This is a genomic window from Oceanobacillus sp. FSL W7-1309 (assembly GCF_038002145.1).
In the GTDB taxonomy this organism is placed as follows: Bacteria; Bacillota; Bacilli; order Bacillales; family Amphibacillaceae; genus Oceanobacillus; species Oceanobacillus profundus.
Genome location: NZ_JBBOBX010000002.1, coordinates 1,211,323 through 1,227,691, shown reverse-complemented (window position 1 = coordinate 1,227,691; position 16,369 = coordinate 1,211,323). Strand labels below are relative to the sequence as shown.

Sequence of the window (16,369 nt, the reverse complement as noted above, 5' to 3'; positions counted from 1 at the left end):
TCGAAAGGTAGTAAAGAACGGATGGATGAATCATATATGATCGGAAAGTAATGTTAGAAATCTCCGCTTTCGCTATACAAGGTGAGGGTGAGATATAGAGAGTTGACTTTGTTACATGGTAGTGATGCGGTATTAAATGAAACCCCGCCTGCGAGTGATTGAAAATCTTTATGCAATTTGTTTTCACGGTGGACGAGTGAGTTTATCAATCCTTCATGGCAAAAATACAGCTTGCTTGGCCAGCAGCTAGATTTTCTCCTACCATGGAGATAAGGTGCGGAGAATGTTACCGAATAAGTTGGCTTTTTTAATGGGTCTGTTCAATGGAATCCTGTCTCAATGGTCTATTAAATTAATATACAAGCATTCACATCGGAATTTATGGTGAATTTGTTATTTGCTCTTGACAGGCGATTCCATGAGTGCTAATATTTAAAATATTAGAATTGGATTGACTTTATCGAAGGATGTAGGTGAGTCCTTTGAGTTTAATACGTACAACACATTGCAACTATTCTTCTTAAAAACTAAATCATTTATTTTCTTATCCAGAGAGGTGGAGGGACTGGCCCTTTGAAACCTCGGCAACAGACTATTCAGTACTGTGCCAATTCCAGCAAGCCTATGTGCTTGGCAGATAAGAAGAGCCATGTTTATACATGACAAAACCTCTTCTTATTTGCGTAGAAGAGGTTTTTTAATTTTTCTATTGTATAATCATTCCGTTAAAGGGGGAGATCCTGTGGCAAGTGTGGATGACAAGAAAATTACAGACATCATATCTGAATTAAAAAAACTTAAATTTGGATCTTTAATCATAACCGTTCATGATGATGAAGTTACACAAATTGAAACGACCGAGAAAAAACGTTACCAAGCACAAGAAAAAAAACAACGAACTAAATAAGGAATGCCGATTAGACAACTAAAGGCAGCCTTCTATTCCGACCGGAATGGAAAGCTGCCTTTTGCAATTAAATAGGTGTAAAAAAATTGGAGGAAAATGAATGACATATAAACTAGGAATTCTTGATCAAAGTCCAGTTTTCAAAGGAAAGACAGCTGCTGATGCACTTCAACACACCATTCAATTGGCGATAAAAGCGGAAGAATGGGGTTACGCTCGCTTCTGGGTGTCTGAGCATCACCATATGGAACAGGTAGCTGGTTCATCACCCGAAGTATTAATGTCACACTTGTTAGCACGAACAAATTCAATAAAAATAGGATCGGGGGGAGTTATGTTACAACATTATAGTCCGTATAAGGTTGCAGAGAATTTTCATGTCTTAGCGACGCTTGCCCCTGGAAGGGTAGATCTGGGTATTGGGAAAGCACCTGGTGGATTTCCATTATCAACGAGAGCATTACAAAATGGAAAAAGAAATGATGGAAAAGATTTTAATGAGCGTTTAAATTTTTTGAAAAGATTAGTAGACGATTCCGTTGAGCATGATCACCCACTGTCAGGCATCCAAGCTTTACCAAGGCCAGATAAGAAACCTGAAATTTATTTGCTCGGCGGAAGTGCAAATAGTGCTAAGATCGCCGCGGATTTAAGGATTAATTTTGTTTTTGCAAAATTTTTAAATAGCGATGAAAAGAAGCTTAAAGAAGCTGCTCAAACTTTTAAACGGAATTTTAATGAAGGGGAATTTATTGTAGCTTTGGCCGCACTTGCAGCACCAACCCAAGAAGAAGCAGAAAAGTTAGTAGAAGATCATAAATTATTCACACTTCACCTTCATGATGGGCGGACATTAACCGTCCAATCGAAAGAGCAAGTACAGGCATTTAAAAAACAAGCAGGAGGACCATTTGAAATAGAAGAAAAAGCAGCGGATATAATTGCTGGAACGCAAGAATATGTAAGCGAAGAATTAACAAGGCTTCATCATGCATACCAGGTAGATGAATTTATTTTGCATACGCCAATTCGAAAAAAAACAGAGCGTTTTCGTTCTTTCCAATTAATGCGTCCACTTGAAAAGGTATGTATAGGGGGTAGCAATGCGTAAATTAATGAGCAATCCAATCATTGTCAATGAATTGGTTAGAGAGGATATTGAAATAGTTCGTCGCGTTTTGATCGATAGCTATCAACAGTACGAGGCTTATTTCACCCCACAAGGGTGGAAGGACTATTCAGAACGGATTGTCTCATCTATTGATAATCCAAATGTAGATAAAATTCTTGTAGCTAAAATTAATCAGGATATCCTAGGCAGCTTGCAGCTATTTCGTTCTGCGGAAAAAGCATATGAAAAACCAGAACTTCAAATTCAAGCACCTATCATTAGATTACTCGGAGTTCACCCTAGTGCAAGAGGTCGTGGTGTTGCCCAAGCGCTATTAAAAGCCGTCATCAATGATGCTCAAGCTCTTGGAGAGTCCAACGTATATTTGCATACGACCGACTTCATGGCAAGTGCTATACAAATTTATGAAAAGCTGGGATTCGAACGGGATGAGTCAAAGGATTTTTCCAGAAGAAATATTCTATCGAAATGTTACAGGTTAGATATTTAGAGGAGTACATTAGCATGTCTCGATCAGAGTTGAATGAACGCTAAATTTAATAATGGAGTTAATCAAGATGAGAAAGCAAGCTTAAACAAGGTTCCTGCAGTGAAACAGGTTGAAAAATACAATTTGAAAAATAGGAGTGCAGAAAATGAAAATTAGAAGGGTTTTTCTTTTAACGATTATAACGGTGGGATTGTTTGTGACAGCAGGTTGCGGAAATGAAACAGGGACAGCTTCCGAAAATGAGCAAGTGACATTGAAAGTTGGTGCTGCTTCTGTACCACATGCGGAAATTTTGGAGTTTATTGCACCAGATTTGGAAGCGGATGGTGTGAAACTAGAAATAGTGAATACAACAGACGGTATTCAAACAAATCAACAGACAGCAGATGGGGATTTAGATGCAAACTTCTTTCAGCATACGCCGTATTTAGACCAAGTCAACAAGGACAGTGGATTAGATTTAGTAGTGGTGGAAGGGATTCACATTGAACCATTTGGGGTGTATTCGAAAAAGATCAATTCAATCGACGACTTATCTGATGGAGCACAAATAGCAATTCCGAATAATCCTTCCAATTTCTCAAGAACACTCATACTCTTTGAAGAAAATGGAATTATTGAACTGGATGATGAAAAATCAGGTGATTATTTACTGGAAGACATTACTGAGAATAATAAAAACTTAGAATTCGTTCCGGTTGACCCACCACTCTTAGTTCATTCACTTGATGATGTAGATGCTTCTGCAATTAATACAAACTATGCGTTAGAAGCTAATCTTAAACCGCTAGAAGATTCATTAATTATTGAAGGCGTTGATTCACCATATGTCAATGTTTTAGTGTCTCGTACTGACAACAAGGATACGGAATTGATCCAAAAGCTTGCTGAAGCATTAACAACGGAAAAGGTTAGGGAGTTTATACTGGAAGAATACGAAGGTGCAGTCGTTCCTGCATTTTGATGAAATGTACTACGTGAATAGGAGGGTGTATATTGATAGAATTTAACCAGGTTTCAAAAGTATTTGATAGTGGAGGAAAGAAAGTTGAGGCATTAAGTGATGTTCAATTGACTGTTGAAAAAGGTGATATATTTGGAGTTATCGGCTTCAGTGGAGCTGGGAAAAGTACGCTGATTCGCACCGTTAATTTGTTAGAATATCCCACATCGGGCGAGGTTATTGTCGAAGGAAGAAATCTGGCAAAACTGTCTGAAAATGAAATACGACAAGCTAAGAAAGATATTGGTATGATATTCCAACATTTTAATCTTCTAAACTCCAAAACGGTTTTCGATAATGTGGCTATGCCATTATTTCTAAGTGGATATAATAAGAAAGCAGTAAAAGAGCAAGTATATGAAATCCTTCGTTTTGTTGGATTAGAGGAGAAGGCGAACAATTATCCCGATCAGTTATCTGGTGGCCAAAAGCAACGTGTTGGAATTGCTCGAGCACTAGTAACGAATCCTTCCATATTATTATGCGATGAAGCTACATCGGCACTAGATCCGGAAACGACAACATCCATCTTAAATTTATTAAAACGGATAAACGAGGAATACAAGATTACGATATTAATAATCACCCATGAAATGGAAGTCATAAAACAAATTTGTAATCGGGTTGCGGTAATGGAAGATGGCCATGTAATTGAAACGGGAAATGTGTTTGATATTTTTGCTCAACCAAAAACTGATACGACACGAAACTTTGTCAGATCAGTTGTTCAAGATGAAGTACCGGAAAGTGTGTATCGACTATTAAAAGATAATAATGATGACAGTCGTATCTTCAAAATTGAATTTTTTGGAACGGACTCCGGGCAACCAATCGTTTCGAAAACAGCGAAAATATATAATGTGGAAATTAACGTTCTGTTTGGAAATATTACGGAGTTGCAAGGTATTCCTTTCGGTAATTTAATTGTTGAGTTAATTGGTGATGACTATGAAATTAAACGGGGAATAGCATTTATCATTAGTCAAAGTCAAAATATTGAAGTAAAGGAGGTTTTGGAAGATGGAAGTAAGTACAGAGTTGATCGTGAATGCTTTGTGGGAAACGCTTTACATGGTTAGTGTTTCACTCTTTTTTGGAGGGATTATCGGAATTTTCTTAGGGATTTTATTAGTTGTAACTAGAAAAGGACATATCCTGGAAAATCGTTTTATTTTTTCAATCGTGAATCCAATTGTTAATATCTTTAGGTCGATTCCATTTATTATTCTTCTCGTAGCAATTATTCCTTTAACTAGACTAATTGTAGGGACATCTATCGGAACGACGGCGGCAATTGTTCCACTTGTGCTTCATATTGGGCCCTATTTTTCAAGGCTAGTAGAAAATTCGTTATTAGAAGTGGACGAAGGAATTATTGAGGCAGCAAAATCGATGGGAGCGACACCACTTCAAATAATCTATCGTTTTTTAATGCCGGAAGCCTTTTCTTCATTAATTTTAAGTATAACGACAGCAACTATTGGATTAATAGGAGCGACAGCAATGGCAGGTGCGATTGGTGGCGGAGGTTTAGGCGATGTTGCAATAACATATGGTTATCAGCGTTTTAGTACGATTACGATTCTAGTAACTGTTATTATCTTAGTGATTCTCGTTCAAGGAATTCAAGGGTTAGGAAATAAACTAGAACGAAAGGCAAGAAGAGTGTAAGGAATCGAATAAATCAGTGAGGGGTGTAAATAATGAAAAAATGGATGTTTCCTATATTTCTAGTTTTAGGTGTGTTATTAGTTGCATGTTCAAATGATACAAGCGCAGAAGGTGAACAATCAAAAGTAAAGGTTGGTATTCGAAATTCTGAACTTAGAACTTGGGAATATTTAAAGGAACAAGCAGATAAAGAAGGGCTGGAAATTGAAATTGTCAATTTCTCATCTGCATATGATCCAAACCAAGCCCTGATTGAAGAGGATATTGATATAAATGCATTTCAACATGTAGCATATCTAGATTCATTTAATGACAATACGAATTCGGATATTGTTCCAATTGGAACAACAATTATTGCTCCACTTGGGTTGTATTCTAGTAAGTATGATGCTGTGAGTGATATCCCGGATGAAGCACAAATTGCTGTTCCAAATGATGCACCTAACTGGGGAAGGGCATTGCTACTATTACAAGAAGCGGGACTGTTAACGGTTGTGGATGACTTTGATGGAAATGGTGGAAAAGATAAAATTAAGGAAAATCCAAAAAACATTGAAATTGTCCCAGTGGACGGTGCAAATGCACCTCGCGTAATGGAAGATACAGCTGGTTCGGTCATAAATAACGGAGTCTCATTAGAGGCAGGCCTAACATTAAAAGATGCGCTTATTCATGAAAGTCAAACTGCAAAACCGTATATAAATGTTATTGCAGCTAGGGAACAAGATAAAGAGAATGAAACGTTTCAAAAGATAGTTGAAATCTATCAATCAGAACAGACAGCTGAGTTTATTGAGGAAACGTATAAAGGAAACTATCTTCCAACAAGTATTACTTTAGAGGAATTAAGTACGTATAAAGAAGCCTATTCGAGCAATTAAGAACGGGTACTGATTTTACCCAAGAAGTATTAGAAAATGGTTAGGGAGAGAAAAAAGTGATAAAAAGACAACTAAAATTAGCGGCATATTTAATTGGAACGGGTATGCATGTTTCCTCATGGCGGCATCCAGCATCAAATCCAAATGCGAGTATTGATGTGAAAGCCTTGCAAAAACTAGCACAAATTGCTGAAAAGGGAAAATTTGATCTTGCGTTTGTTGCGGATAGTTTAGCGATCAACCATGAATCACATCCACAAATCGTCAACCGATTTGACCCGATTGTACTCATAACAGCCTTGGCTGCGGCAACGGAGAAAATAGGTATTGCGGCCACAGCCTCTACAACATACAGCGAACCATATACACTTGCGCGTCAGTTCGCTTCTGTAGATCATATAAGTGAAGGTCGTGCTGCATGGAATGTTGTGACGACTGCCGATGCGACTGGACAAACGGCATTAAACTTTAGCCGAGAAAAGCATTGGGAACATGATCACCGATATGAACGAGCTGAGGAGTTCGTTGATGTTGTGCAAGGATTATGGGATTCTTGGGAGGACGACGCTTTTTTATATAACAAAGAAACAGGGAAGTTCTTTGATTCTGATAAAGTACATGAGCTTCATTATAAAGGGAAATTTTTCTCTGTAAAAGGCCCATTAAACATTGCGAGGTCGAATCAAGGTCAGCCAGTAGTTATTCAAGCAGGGGCGTCTATTCCAGGGCAACGACTTGCAGCCCGTACTGCGGAAGTTGTTTTCACCCATTGGGATAGTATCGAAGAATCGAAAGAATTTTATCAAACATTAAAATCACAATTAACGGATTATGGCAGGAGTGAAGAGGAACTTCATATACTCCATGGAATTTCGCCAATTGTAGGTGAAACGGAAGAAATCGCACATGAAAGATATAATGAGTTACAAAAACTGATTGATCCATATGAAAGTTTGAAATTTGTTTCCGGATATATGGGAAATGTGGACTTCTCAAAATACTCCCTAGATACGCTAGCGAAAGAAGTGGAATTTCCAAAAGTAAATAGTATCCAAAGTCAATTCAATGAAATGAAAAAGATTATTGACAAAGAGAACCTAAAGGTTGGAGATCTCTATACAAGATTTTTCGGCGCAGCTAGAAGAGACGGATTTATTGGTACACCAACTCAAGTAGCAAACGAGATGGAAAAGTGGTTTAAGGAAAAGGCGACAGATGGTTTTATGATTCAATTTCCTCTGTTACCAAGGGATTTGGAAGATTTTGTTGAATTGGTAGTTCCACTATTGCAGGAAAGAGATTTATTTCGACTGGATTACGAAGGTGATACGTTACGCGATCATCTTGGTCTAAAGGTACCGGAAAATCGGTTTGTAAAGGGAAGAATGAAAAACACTATAAATTTATGACTAAATTAAAACAGCCTTGAATCTAGATTCCATTAGTTCAAGGCTGTTTTGGTATCAAAAGTCAGTGTGTGTAACAACTAAGGGAGAAGTCATAGTTACTTCTATGGCTTTTCCTTTAAAATCTTCCAATTGTTTTGAGTGCACTGGTTTCCAATTCTTGTTGTCTACATCCATCGCAATTTTAATTTCCTCGATAGTTGATTATCTTACAGAATGCTTGAATAAGGTTGAAGGTAAAAGTAGTTCATAAACAAGCTGCTTTTAATTACTTATTATTTAAATGGATTGCCTGATCCAACACCTTATCTCCCTGAATCATACCATATGCTAATTGGTCGATGATATCTACTTTAATTCCTCTAGGCTCTACTTGTTCTCTAATTTTTTTCTCGAGATAGCGTACTTGTGGTCCAATTAATACGACATCGAGATTTTCTAAGTTATTTTTAAGCTGAGATTCTGCTACTGCTTCTATATTTACCTCTAGATTTCTTTCATCAGCAGATGCTTTCATTTTCTTTACGAGCATGGATGTTGACATACCTGCTGAACAAACAAGGATAATTTTCATTGGTTAGCCTCCTCAATTGCTTCCATTTTTTTATACATATCAATCATCTCCAAGGCAAGATCTTTCACCGTCATTGCTGTCATCAGGTGATCTTGTGCATGAATGAGAATGACCGTTATATTATTTTTCTCACCATTTGCCTCTTTTTGTAGTAAGTCGGTTTGGATATGATGAGCTTCGTTGAATTCTTCTTCTGCTTGTTCGATTTTTTTATTTGCTTCTACAAATTTATATTCTTTTGCAAGTGCAATTGCTTCCATCGCATGTGATCGAGCATTTCCCGCGTGTAAAATGATATTAAATGAAAGCATTTGCATTTCTTCTGTTGTTGTGGACATGATTAGCCCTCCATTCGTTGTTTTAATGCTCTAACGCCTGCCATTATAAATGGAATATACATTAATACAGCAAGTGTCAAATTAAATAATTGTAGTGCAATGCCACGCCAGCTTCCACCTGTTACAAGATAACCACTCAATATTGGTGGTGTGGTCCACGGTAGAATAGCTACTGTTTTTGGTACAATACCTGTCGCGAGTGCGATATAAGAAGTTACGGTTAATGTAACAGGTACTAAAATAAACGGAATTAACATGACAGGGTTTAACACAATCGGTAATCCAAAAATAACTGGTTCATTGATATTGAATAATCCTGCTGGTGCAGAAAGCTTTGCAACTTCTCGATACGGATGATTTTTTTCATGCCGAATGACGATAAAGATAGCGATCAGTAATGCAATAGTTGCTCCAGATCCTCCCATAAATACGAACGAATCTAAGAAGGGCTTCGTAACAATATAAGGTACTTCAAATGCGGACATTCCACCCTGGAACAGTTCTAAGTTTGTTTGGATTAGTGGTAAATATACAGGCTCAATAACAGAGCCGATAATATTTGTGCCGTGTAATCCAAAGAACCATAGTAAATGATTAAGGAATGAAACAACTATTGCTGCCGGTAATGTGTTACCAAGCCCTTGAAGCGGTTCTTGAATGACATTAAAGATTAATTCAAATATACTTATTTCTGCAAAAACATTCATCATAGCTTGGAAGAATCCTACGATGATTAATATAATTGTAGCTGGAATAAGTGCTGTGAATGATCTTGCGACACCATCAGGAACACCTTCTGGCATTTTTATTGTGAATTTGGATTTAACGAGAAATCGGAATATCTCCGTAAGCACGAGTGCGATAATGATAGCTACAAATAATCCCTGGGCACCTAACCAAGCAAAGCTCAAGCCCCAATCAGGTGTTTCTGGCACAAGCATAATGTAGGCTGCAGCTGAAATTAAACCTGCAGATAGTCCATCAACTTCATAGGACTTAGCTAAATTATAAGCGATAGAAAACGCAATTAATAGACCTAGTACAGCAAATGTGCCATTCCAAATACTTCCCCCAACTGCTTGCCAATTGCCTTCACCAAATATTCCATTCATCCACTCTACAAAGTTAAGCTCGCCAAGCGGCGGAAAGTTATTAATCAATATTGCAAGTGAGCCAACGATAATTAATGGCATGATGGCAACAAAACCATCACGAATCGCCACAAGGTGACGCTGTGCGCCGATGCGTCCGGCAATTTCAATAAATTTTTGCATAAACTTATTGTTCATTCTAATTCCCCCTTGAATTGAATTGTGGTAAATAAGCTTTATGTGCTTCTAATAGCTCATCAAGTAAAACTTTACTACGCTTTTCATTGCCAATTAGTGGATTCATTAATAAAGCTGTATAAGCATCATTGTAATCCCCTGAGATACTAGCCCGAATGACAAGTTCTTCAAATGCCTTCATTTGATAGACTAATCCTTTTATTGTTGCTGGTAATGCTCCAACAGAAATTGGTCTAGGACCATGATTTGTAATGATACAATTGGCTTCAATTACTGCATCATTTGGAAGATCTGGGATTGCACCATTATTAAATGTGTTGACTGTTTGAATATCTTCCTTATTGTTATAGATAGAATCCATCAAACTACATGCTACATCACTATAAAATGCACCTCCTCGTTTTTCCAGCTCTTTCGGTTTGTCACGCAATTCCGGGTTACGATATAGTTCAAACAACGATTCTTCTAATTGTTGTACTACCTCTGCACGAGTGCCGTTTTCTTTATAGGCTTGCAGATCTTTCTCAAGAACGTCTTTGGTTTGGAAGTAATACTGATGATACGGGTTAGGCAGCAGTCTAGTTGATTCGATAAAGGTCTTGGACCACCCAAGATTTACAATGTTAGCTGGTGAATAATCAAAATGATCCCCAACTAGTTTCTCCAGAACATCTTCTGTGCGATCCATCCCATTGACGAATACTTTTTGACCAAACACGAAATGGTTCATACCAATAAATTGAATTTTTACATCGTCTGGTGATACCCCTAAAATTTCTGCGGTTGAATGACGCATGTTAAACGGAATGTTGCATACACCAATCACCTTCTGATGTGCTGAATGCTTCAACAGTGCCTCGGTTACAATTCCAGCCGGGTTGGTGAAATTGATCATCCATGCATCTGGGCAAATTGTATGAATATCTTCAGCAAGTTCCATTAATACCGGAATGGTACGAAAAGCTTTAAAAATTCCGCCAGCACCGTTCGTTTCTTGTCCGATAAATCCATGACTCAAAGGGATTCTCTCATCTTTAGAACGAGCTTCTAAACCACCAACACGAATTTGAGTTGAAACAAAATCAGCATTTTTTAGTGCTTCTTTTCGATCTAATGTCCATGATAGTTTAATAGATTTTGCCGATTTCTCGATCATTCGTAATGATAGATCCCCAATAATTTCTAATTTTTTTTGCCCTGTTTTAATATCAACAAGAACGATTTCTGTTACAGGAAATGAATCGTGACGACGAATAATACCTTCAATAATTTCTGGTGTATAACTAGATCCTCCACCGATAATTACTAATTTTAGTGTCATTTTGTTTGAACTCCTTATGATGTATTTGGAAACGCTTTAAAATTAGTCGCTTTTATGGCGCATTAACTTCTTTGTGATAAGTTATATGCTTAACTGTAATAAAAATGTATCATACAATTATTATGATGTCCATACATATTTTTATAATTGTAATTACATTTATAAGTATTGTCATTATATCTTATATCTTGTACACTTTATATATACAATGTTTGAAGGAGTACAGACATGGAAAAAAACCAATCACTGCATGCCTATATAAAAGAAGAATTATTGAATCGTATTAAGTCAAATGAATATAAAAAGGGAGAAAAAATACCTCCGGAATTGGAACTTTGTAAGGACTTTAATGTTAGTAGAACCACTGTGAGAACAGCTCTAAATCAGCTTACTCTTGAAGGCTATTTAGTACGGCAGCAGGGGAAGGGCACTTTTGTTGCTGAACAAAAAGTGAAGCAGACACTGTCCCAGACTGTGAAGCGATATAGTGATCAGATTGCTGTTCAGGGTAAAAAAGCAGAGATAACTTTAATAGATATTCATGTTATTCCGGCAAATGAAATTATGCAGCAATCCCTTGATGTATCTATAAATGATCCAATTCAGCGAATTGAACGGGTTCGCAAGGCAAATGGGGAACCAACACAATATGAAATAGCTTATATTCCGTGGGATATTGCCCCGGGGATAATGAAAGAACATGCAGAAACATCTTTGTATGCGTCATTAAAAGAAGAATTCCATGTTCACATCGCCAAAACAACTGAACAAATTGAGATAACACTTGCAGATGAACGTTCTTGTTCGCATTTAGGCTGTGAAGTAGGAACACCATGTTTTTATATCGAAACAATTGCCGAAGACGATAAGGGCAAAAAAGTAGAATTTTCACGTTCATTCTTCCGTGGTGATAAAACTAATTTCATGATTGAGCGGAATTACCCAACGGGAGAATAATCAGAAGTATTTAAGGGGGACTATCGATGAAAGTGTTGTTTAATGCAGACGATTTTGGATTAACAAAAGGTGTGACGGATGGAATTATTAAGGCGTATAAGGATGGAGTTGTCAGCTCGGCAACTTTAATGATGAACGGAAAAGCAGTAGATTATGCGGTTTCACAAGCAAAAAAGTATCCAATGCTAAATATAGGTATTCATCTTGTGCTAACCTGGGGTAAACCGATTAGTGGGAATGTCCCGTCACTTCTCGATAATCAAGGATTTTTTAAATTTAAAAATACATTTTTGGAAGTGGAAGACGTTGATGTAGATGCAGTAGAGCGAGAATGGTGTGCACAGATCGATGCATTTTTAGCTACAGGTCTGCCCCTTCATCACATTGACAGCCATCACCATATACATGGATGGGGCCTATTGAAAGAAGTGGTTGTTAAATTAGCTCAGCGATACAACGTGCCTGTTCGCTATGTAGAATCATTAAAAGGAAACCCTGAAATCCTACTTACGGAAACACTGTGGCTGGATTTTTACGGTGAGGGTGTTGATTATGAAATCTTTAATAAATTACAGCAGCTAGACACGACTTCCGTTGAAGTAATGACACATCCAGCGATCATTGATGAAGATCTCAAAGAATTTAGTTCTTATATAGAGAAAAGAGAACAGGAACTTGAGATACTATGTGGTTTACAAGTGCCTAATTGGGTAGAGGATTGTAGTTGAAATAACCAATAAATAGGATAGAGCAATGATTGAATCTTGATATAGAAAGGTTATTTAGTTTTTTCTATATCAAGATTTTTTATGTTCAATTGCATCCTTTTATACCACTTTACGCCTCTTGTTATTAGAAAAATAGGACAAATCTAATATTTACAATGAAGTATTAAATTGATATTGTTTTTATGAGAAGTTAATTCAGAAAAGTTAGTAAGTTTAGATTACTAACTAACCCTAATGTGAAAAGGAGGTAGTTGGTTTTAAGTATCAACCTAATAATGAAAGGGGTTACATTAAATGAAAAAGGTGCTTTATTACTTGTTGATTCTACTGCTTATCGTATCTTTAATTCCTTTAAAAGGTAATGCGAAGGAAGATGTTCATCATGATGTTGAACTATGGAATGCAGTAAAACCACTAAATACTACAGTGACATTTTTAAACACAGGAGCACATCCAGATGATGAACGCAGTGATTTTCTTGCTTACTTATCTCGAGGGTTGGGTGTGAAAACTTCAAGCTTAATTGCGAATCGGGGTGAAGGAGGACAGAATGAGATCGGGACAGAGCTGGATAATGGTTTAGGAATTATCCGTAGTAATGAGATGATTGAAGCAGCAAAAATTACAGGGGTAAAGGCATATCATTTAAGTGAGACTACATCAGACCCTATCTATGATTTTGGATTTTCCAAATCCCCAGATGAAACGCTGGAGAAATGGGGAGAGGAATTAACCTACGAACGCTTTATTCGATTCATTCGAACTTATCAGCCTGACATTGTAATGCCCTCTTTTCGGGATGTTGAAAGTCAACATGGTCACCATAGGGCGATAACGATCTTATCTGAACAAGCATTTGAAGATGCGGCTGACCCAACTGTTTTCCCGGAACAGTTAGAAGAGGGACTATCGACGTGGCAAGTAAAAAAGTTGTATTTACCTGCTGAATCGGAAGAAACTGCAACAACTTCTATAGAAATTGGTGATTATGATCCTGTATATGAAATGACATATCCCCAGCTGGGTGAAGAGTCAAGATATATGCATAAAAGTCAAGGGATGGGAAGGGATATTCCAGCCGAACCCAGACAAACACACTTAGAATTAATAAAGGAAGCTGTTCATACAGATTATCCGAATGCGTTGTTTGCGGGTATCCCATACAACTTTAATGAATGGGCAGAAATTGTTCCAGCGAAAAATGTGAAAGCGAAATTAAATAAGTTACAGCAAAAGTTGGATGAAATTGTCGAGCTCTATCCAGATAGAGAAGCGATTTTATCGGTATCACAATCTGCGCATAAGGATGTAAAGAGAATTCAAAAATTAGTAGGAAAAGCGAAAATGCCAAGCAATTTTAAAAATGATTTACTTCATAAGCTTGAATTAAAAGAAGAGCAATTACAGGAGGTGAGTTTTGTAGCTTCCAGCCTTCATGTGGAAATGGAGATCGACACGGAAGTATTAACACCCGGTTCGAAAGGGCAAGTAACCATGACGATTACAAATGAGGGCAATCAGAAAATAAAACATATTGATGCTACACTGGTGACGCCGGAATCCTGGGGTAGAGATAAAACACAAAAAGTGAAACATTTAAAACCGAATGAATCCAAGAAAGTAACTTTTGATGTAAGGGTGCCAGAAGATGAACCATACAATACACCATATGACGAGTCAACCCTAATGGGGAAGGTTGAATTTAAAGAAAAAGGGCAAACATCTGGTAAATTAATAGAGTTTAATCATACTGTTGCCGTCTTGCCTGAGTTAAGTGTAGCTCCAAGTTCGGAAAACTTAACAATTAATACAGCTGATATACAAGAAGAAATTCCAGTTAAAGTTCAAGTAAAGAACTATTATAACGGCAAGAAAGATGCAACTGTTTCGTTAAATCTGCCAGAGGGTTGGGCAAGTAATCCAGTAGAGAAGGAAGTTTCATTTACGGAGCAGCATGAAATGGAAGAGGTAACGTTTACTGTTAGCCCTCCATCAGATATTTCAGAAGGCGATTATTCTTTCGATGTTGTCGCTGAAGCAAATGGAGCAATCTTTAATACGACCGTTCAGGAAATTAGTTATGACCATATTAAAGATTCGTATTTCCAGTATCCAGCAACAGTGAACACCGTTGCATTTGAGTTGCTGCTACCTGATAACTTAAAAGTTGGTTATATCGAAAGTGGTTTTGATGAAGTTGCCGACTATTTAATAGATACAGGGATGGACGTGATGAAACTTACAGAAGCAGACCTTGCTTCAGGTGATTTGACACAGTATGATGCAATTGTTACTGGAATAAGAGCATATCTTTCCCGACCTGATCTAGCTGAAAATAATGAAAGATTGCTAGAGTATGTAGAGGGCGGAGGACATTATGTGGTGCAGTATCATAAACCAGATGACAACTGGAATATAGATGCAACCGCTCCATATTCATTAGAAATTGGTAATCCGTCCATTCAATGGCGTGTAACGGATGAGCATGCAGAGGTAACGTTAACCCAGCCCGAGCACAAGTTATTTAACTACCCAAATGAAGTTACGAATCATGACTGGGATAATTGGGTACAAGAAAGAGGGCTCTATTTTCCAATGAATTGGGATAATCGCTATGAGACATTTGTTAGTATGGCTGATCCAGATGAAGATCCATTTACGAGTGGGATCTTGCTTGCCGAATATGGCGAGGGTACCTATCTATATACGAATTTAGTATTCTATCGTCAAATTGATAATCAAGTCCCTGGTGCTTACCGGATATTCACAAACCTAATTAGCTATGGAGTAGAATAAAAATATCCCAATGGGATTCGAGCAATCCTATTGGGATATTTTAACGTAATTTATTTCATACCAGTTAAGGTAATACCTTTGATGATATGACGCTGCAGGAGGATAAATACCAGAATCAAAGGGATAACGGATATAGTTGCTCCAGTCATAATGAGATGCCACTGTGATTCAGCTTCGCCGGAAGAAAAGAATGATAGTCCAACCGGCAGTGTTCGTAAACTAGGTGATTCGATGACAATTAATGGCCATAAAAATGCATTCCAGTTACTAAGGAATGTAAAAATGCCTAATGCTGAAATCGCTGGCCAAACCTGCGGAACAGCAATTTTAAAGAAGATGGCATACTCGTTCATTCCATCAACTCGTGCAGCGTTGAGTAAATCATCAGGGATTTGTTCCATAAACTGTCGCATTAAAAACACTCCAAAACCTGTCATAAGACCTGGAAAAAGAACACCCCAATAGGAGTCCGTCCATCCAAATTCTGAACTCATCATATACCACGGGATAATTAGCATTTCTGTTGGAACCATTAATGTACTTAATATTAAGATGAAAATAACCGTACGACCTACAAAGGAAAATTTCGCAATTATATATCCAACGAGTGTATCAAAAAATAAAACACTTATCGTCGTAATTAGAGCCACAATAATACTATTCATAAACCATTTGATGAACATGCTTTCCTCAAGAATTTTAATATAATTCGCTAAGGTTGGATTTTCTGGGATAATGCTCAAATTAAATATATCGAATGGTGCTTTTAAGGAAGTAGAAACCATCCAAATGAATGGAAACAACATAATAACAGAACCAATTATTAAAAGTACATACGGCAATAATCTTCGGAACCTCATCCTTCTACACCTCCTA

The 16,369-nt window shown here is 37.4% G+C and carries 17 protein-coding genes and 1 riboswitch; of the genes, 12 read left to right on the top strand and 5 right to left on the bottom strand.

All coding sequences use genetic code 11. From position 1 onward, the window contains the following. The first annotated feature begins 541 nt into the window (after positions 1-541). A riboswitch (SAM riboswitch) is annotated at positions 542-644 on the top strand. Positions 645-742: 98 nt separating this feature from the next. The 9 genes from NST46_RS18705 to NST46_RS18665 all read left to right on the top strand — a co-directional run bounded on the left by NST46_RS18705 (position 743) and on the right by NST46_RS18665 (position 7,493). After that, positions 743-907, top strand: a complete 165-nt coding sequence (locus NST46_RS18705) for a DUF2292 domain-containing protein (RefSeq protein WP_095307500.1) — start codon at positions 743-745, stop codon at positions 905-907. 100 nt (positions 908-1,007) lie between these two features. After that, positions 1,008-2,018, top strand: coding sequence for an LLM class flavin-dependent oxidoreductase (locus tag NST46_RS18700; RefSeq protein WP_095307499.1), 1,011 nt, complete (start codon positions 1,008-1,010; stop codon positions 2,016-2,018). Next, the gene (locus tag NST46_RS18695; protein WP_251659964.1) at positions 2,011-2,529 is read left to right on the top strand and encodes a GNAT family N-acetyltransferase; all 519 of its coding nucleotides are present in this window, start codon (positions 2,011-2,013) and stop codon (positions 2,527-2,529) included. The genes NST46_RS18700 and NST46_RS18695 overlap by 8 nt, the downstream gene beginning before the upstream one ends. Positions 2,530-2,562: 33 nt before the next feature. After that, the gene (locus NST46_RS18690) at positions 2,563-2,685 is read left to right on the top strand and encodes a hypothetical protein (protein ID WP_285844896.1); all 123 of its coding nucleotides are present in this window, start codon (positions 2,563-2,565) and stop codon (positions 2,683-2,685) included. Continuing rightward, positions 2,675-3,493, top strand: coding sequence for a MetQ/NlpA family ABC transporter substrate-binding protein (locus NST46_RS18685; RefSeq protein ID WP_095307497.1), 819 nt, complete (start codon positions 2,675-2,677; stop codon positions 3,491-3,493). Before NST46_RS18690 ends, NST46_RS18685 begins: the two co-directional genes overlap by 11 nt. A gap of 32 nt (positions 3,494-3,525) precedes the next feature. Next, a complete protein-coding gene (locus NST46_RS18680) occupies positions 3,526-4,611 on the top strand; it encodes a methionine ABC transporter ATP-binding protein (protein ID WP_095307495.1) in 1,086 nt (361 codons plus the stop codon). Beyond that, positions 4,553-5,203, top strand: a complete 651-nt coding sequence (locus NST46_RS18675; protein ID WP_095307494.1) for a methionine ABC transporter permease — start codon at positions 4,553-4,555, stop codon at positions 5,201-5,203. The genes NST46_RS18680 and NST46_RS18675 overlap by 59 nt, the downstream gene beginning before the upstream one ends. 32 nt (positions 5,204-5,235) lie before the next feature. After that, the gene (locus NST46_RS18670) at positions 5,236-6,084 is read left to right on the top strand and encodes a MetQ/NlpA family ABC transporter substrate-binding protein (RefSeq protein ID WP_095307491.1); all 849 of its coding nucleotides are present in this window, start codon (positions 5,236-5,238) and stop codon (positions 6,082-6,084) included. 56 nt (positions 6,085-6,140) lie between these two features. Beyond that, positions 6,141-7,493 carry an LLM class flavin-dependent oxidoreductase gene (locus tag NST46_RS18665; protein ID WP_095307490.1) on the top strand — a complete coding sequence of 451 codons (1,353 nt, stop codon included), beginning with the start codon at positions 6,141-6,143 and terminating at the stop codon, positions 7,491-7,493. A 265-nt stretch (positions 7,494-7,758) separates the two neighbouring features. On the opposite strand, the gene NST46_RS18660 is transcribed toward NST46_RS18665, so the two are convergent. From NST46_RS18660 to NST46_RS18645, 4 genes are read right to left on the bottom strand one after another with little or no spacing between them, the layout of a single operon-like run. Next, the gene (locus NST46_RS18660) at positions 7,759-8,064 is read right to left on the bottom strand and encodes a PTS sugar transporter subunit IIB (protein WP_095307488.1); all 306 of its coding nucleotides are present in this window, start codon (positions 8,062-8,064) and stop codon (positions 7,759-7,761) included. After that, positions 8,061-8,402, bottom strand: a complete 342-nt coding sequence (locus NST46_RS18655) for a PTS lactose/cellobiose transporter subunit IIA (protein WP_095307487.1) — start codon at positions 8,400-8,402, stop codon at positions 8,061-8,063. The genes NST46_RS18660 and NST46_RS18655 overlap by 4 nt, the downstream gene beginning before the upstream one ends. 2 nt (positions 8,403-8,404) lie before the next feature. Next, a complete protein-coding gene (locus NST46_RS18650; protein WP_095307485.1) occupies positions 8,405-9,691 on the bottom strand; it encodes a PTS sugar transporter subunit IIC in 1,287 nt (428 codons plus the stop codon). A 1-nt stretch (position 9,692) separates the two neighbouring features. Continuing rightward, positions 9,693-11,012 (bottom strand): 6-phospho-beta-glucosidase, encoded by a 1,320-nt coding sequence (locus tag NST46_RS18645; RefSeq protein WP_095307483.1) that lies wholly within the window; start codon positions 11,010-11,012, stop codon positions 9,693-9,695. A gap of 228 nt (positions 11,013-11,240) precedes the next feature. Between NST46_RS18645 and NST46_RS18640 the strand changes: the two genes are divergently transcribed. The 3 genes from NST46_RS18640 to NST46_RS18630 all read left to right on the top strand — a co-directional run bounded on the left by NST46_RS18640 (position 11,241) and on the right by NST46_RS18630 (position 15,493). Then, the gene (locus NST46_RS18640; RefSeq protein WP_095307482.1) at positions 11,241-11,969 is read left to right on the top strand and encodes a GntR family transcriptional regulator; all 729 of its coding nucleotides are present in this window, start codon (positions 11,241-11,243) and stop codon (positions 11,967-11,969) included. Between the two features lie 26 nt (positions 11,970-11,995). Continuing rightward, entirely contained in the window at positions 11,996-12,697 is a 702-nt protein-coding gene (chbG, locus tag NST46_RS18635) for a chitin disaccharide deacetylase (protein WP_095307480.1), read from the top strand. 294 nt (positions 12,698-12,991) lie between these two features. Beyond that, positions 12,992-15,493 (top strand): NEW3 domain-containing protein, encoded by a 2,502-nt coding sequence (locus tag NST46_RS18630; RefSeq protein ID WP_341137573.1) that lies wholly within the window; start codon positions 12,992-12,994, stop codon positions 15,491-15,493. Between the two features lie 50 nt (positions 15,494-15,543). Here the strand turns inward: NST46_RS18630 and NST46_RS18625 are convergent, their stop codons facing one another. Further along, positions 15,544-16,353 (bottom strand): carbohydrate ABC transporter permease, encoded by an 810-nt coding sequence (locus tag NST46_RS18625; protein ID WP_095307476.1) that lies wholly within the window; start codon positions 16,351-16,353, stop codon positions 15,544-15,546. Between the last annotated feature and the right edge of the window lie 16 nt (positions 16,354-16,369).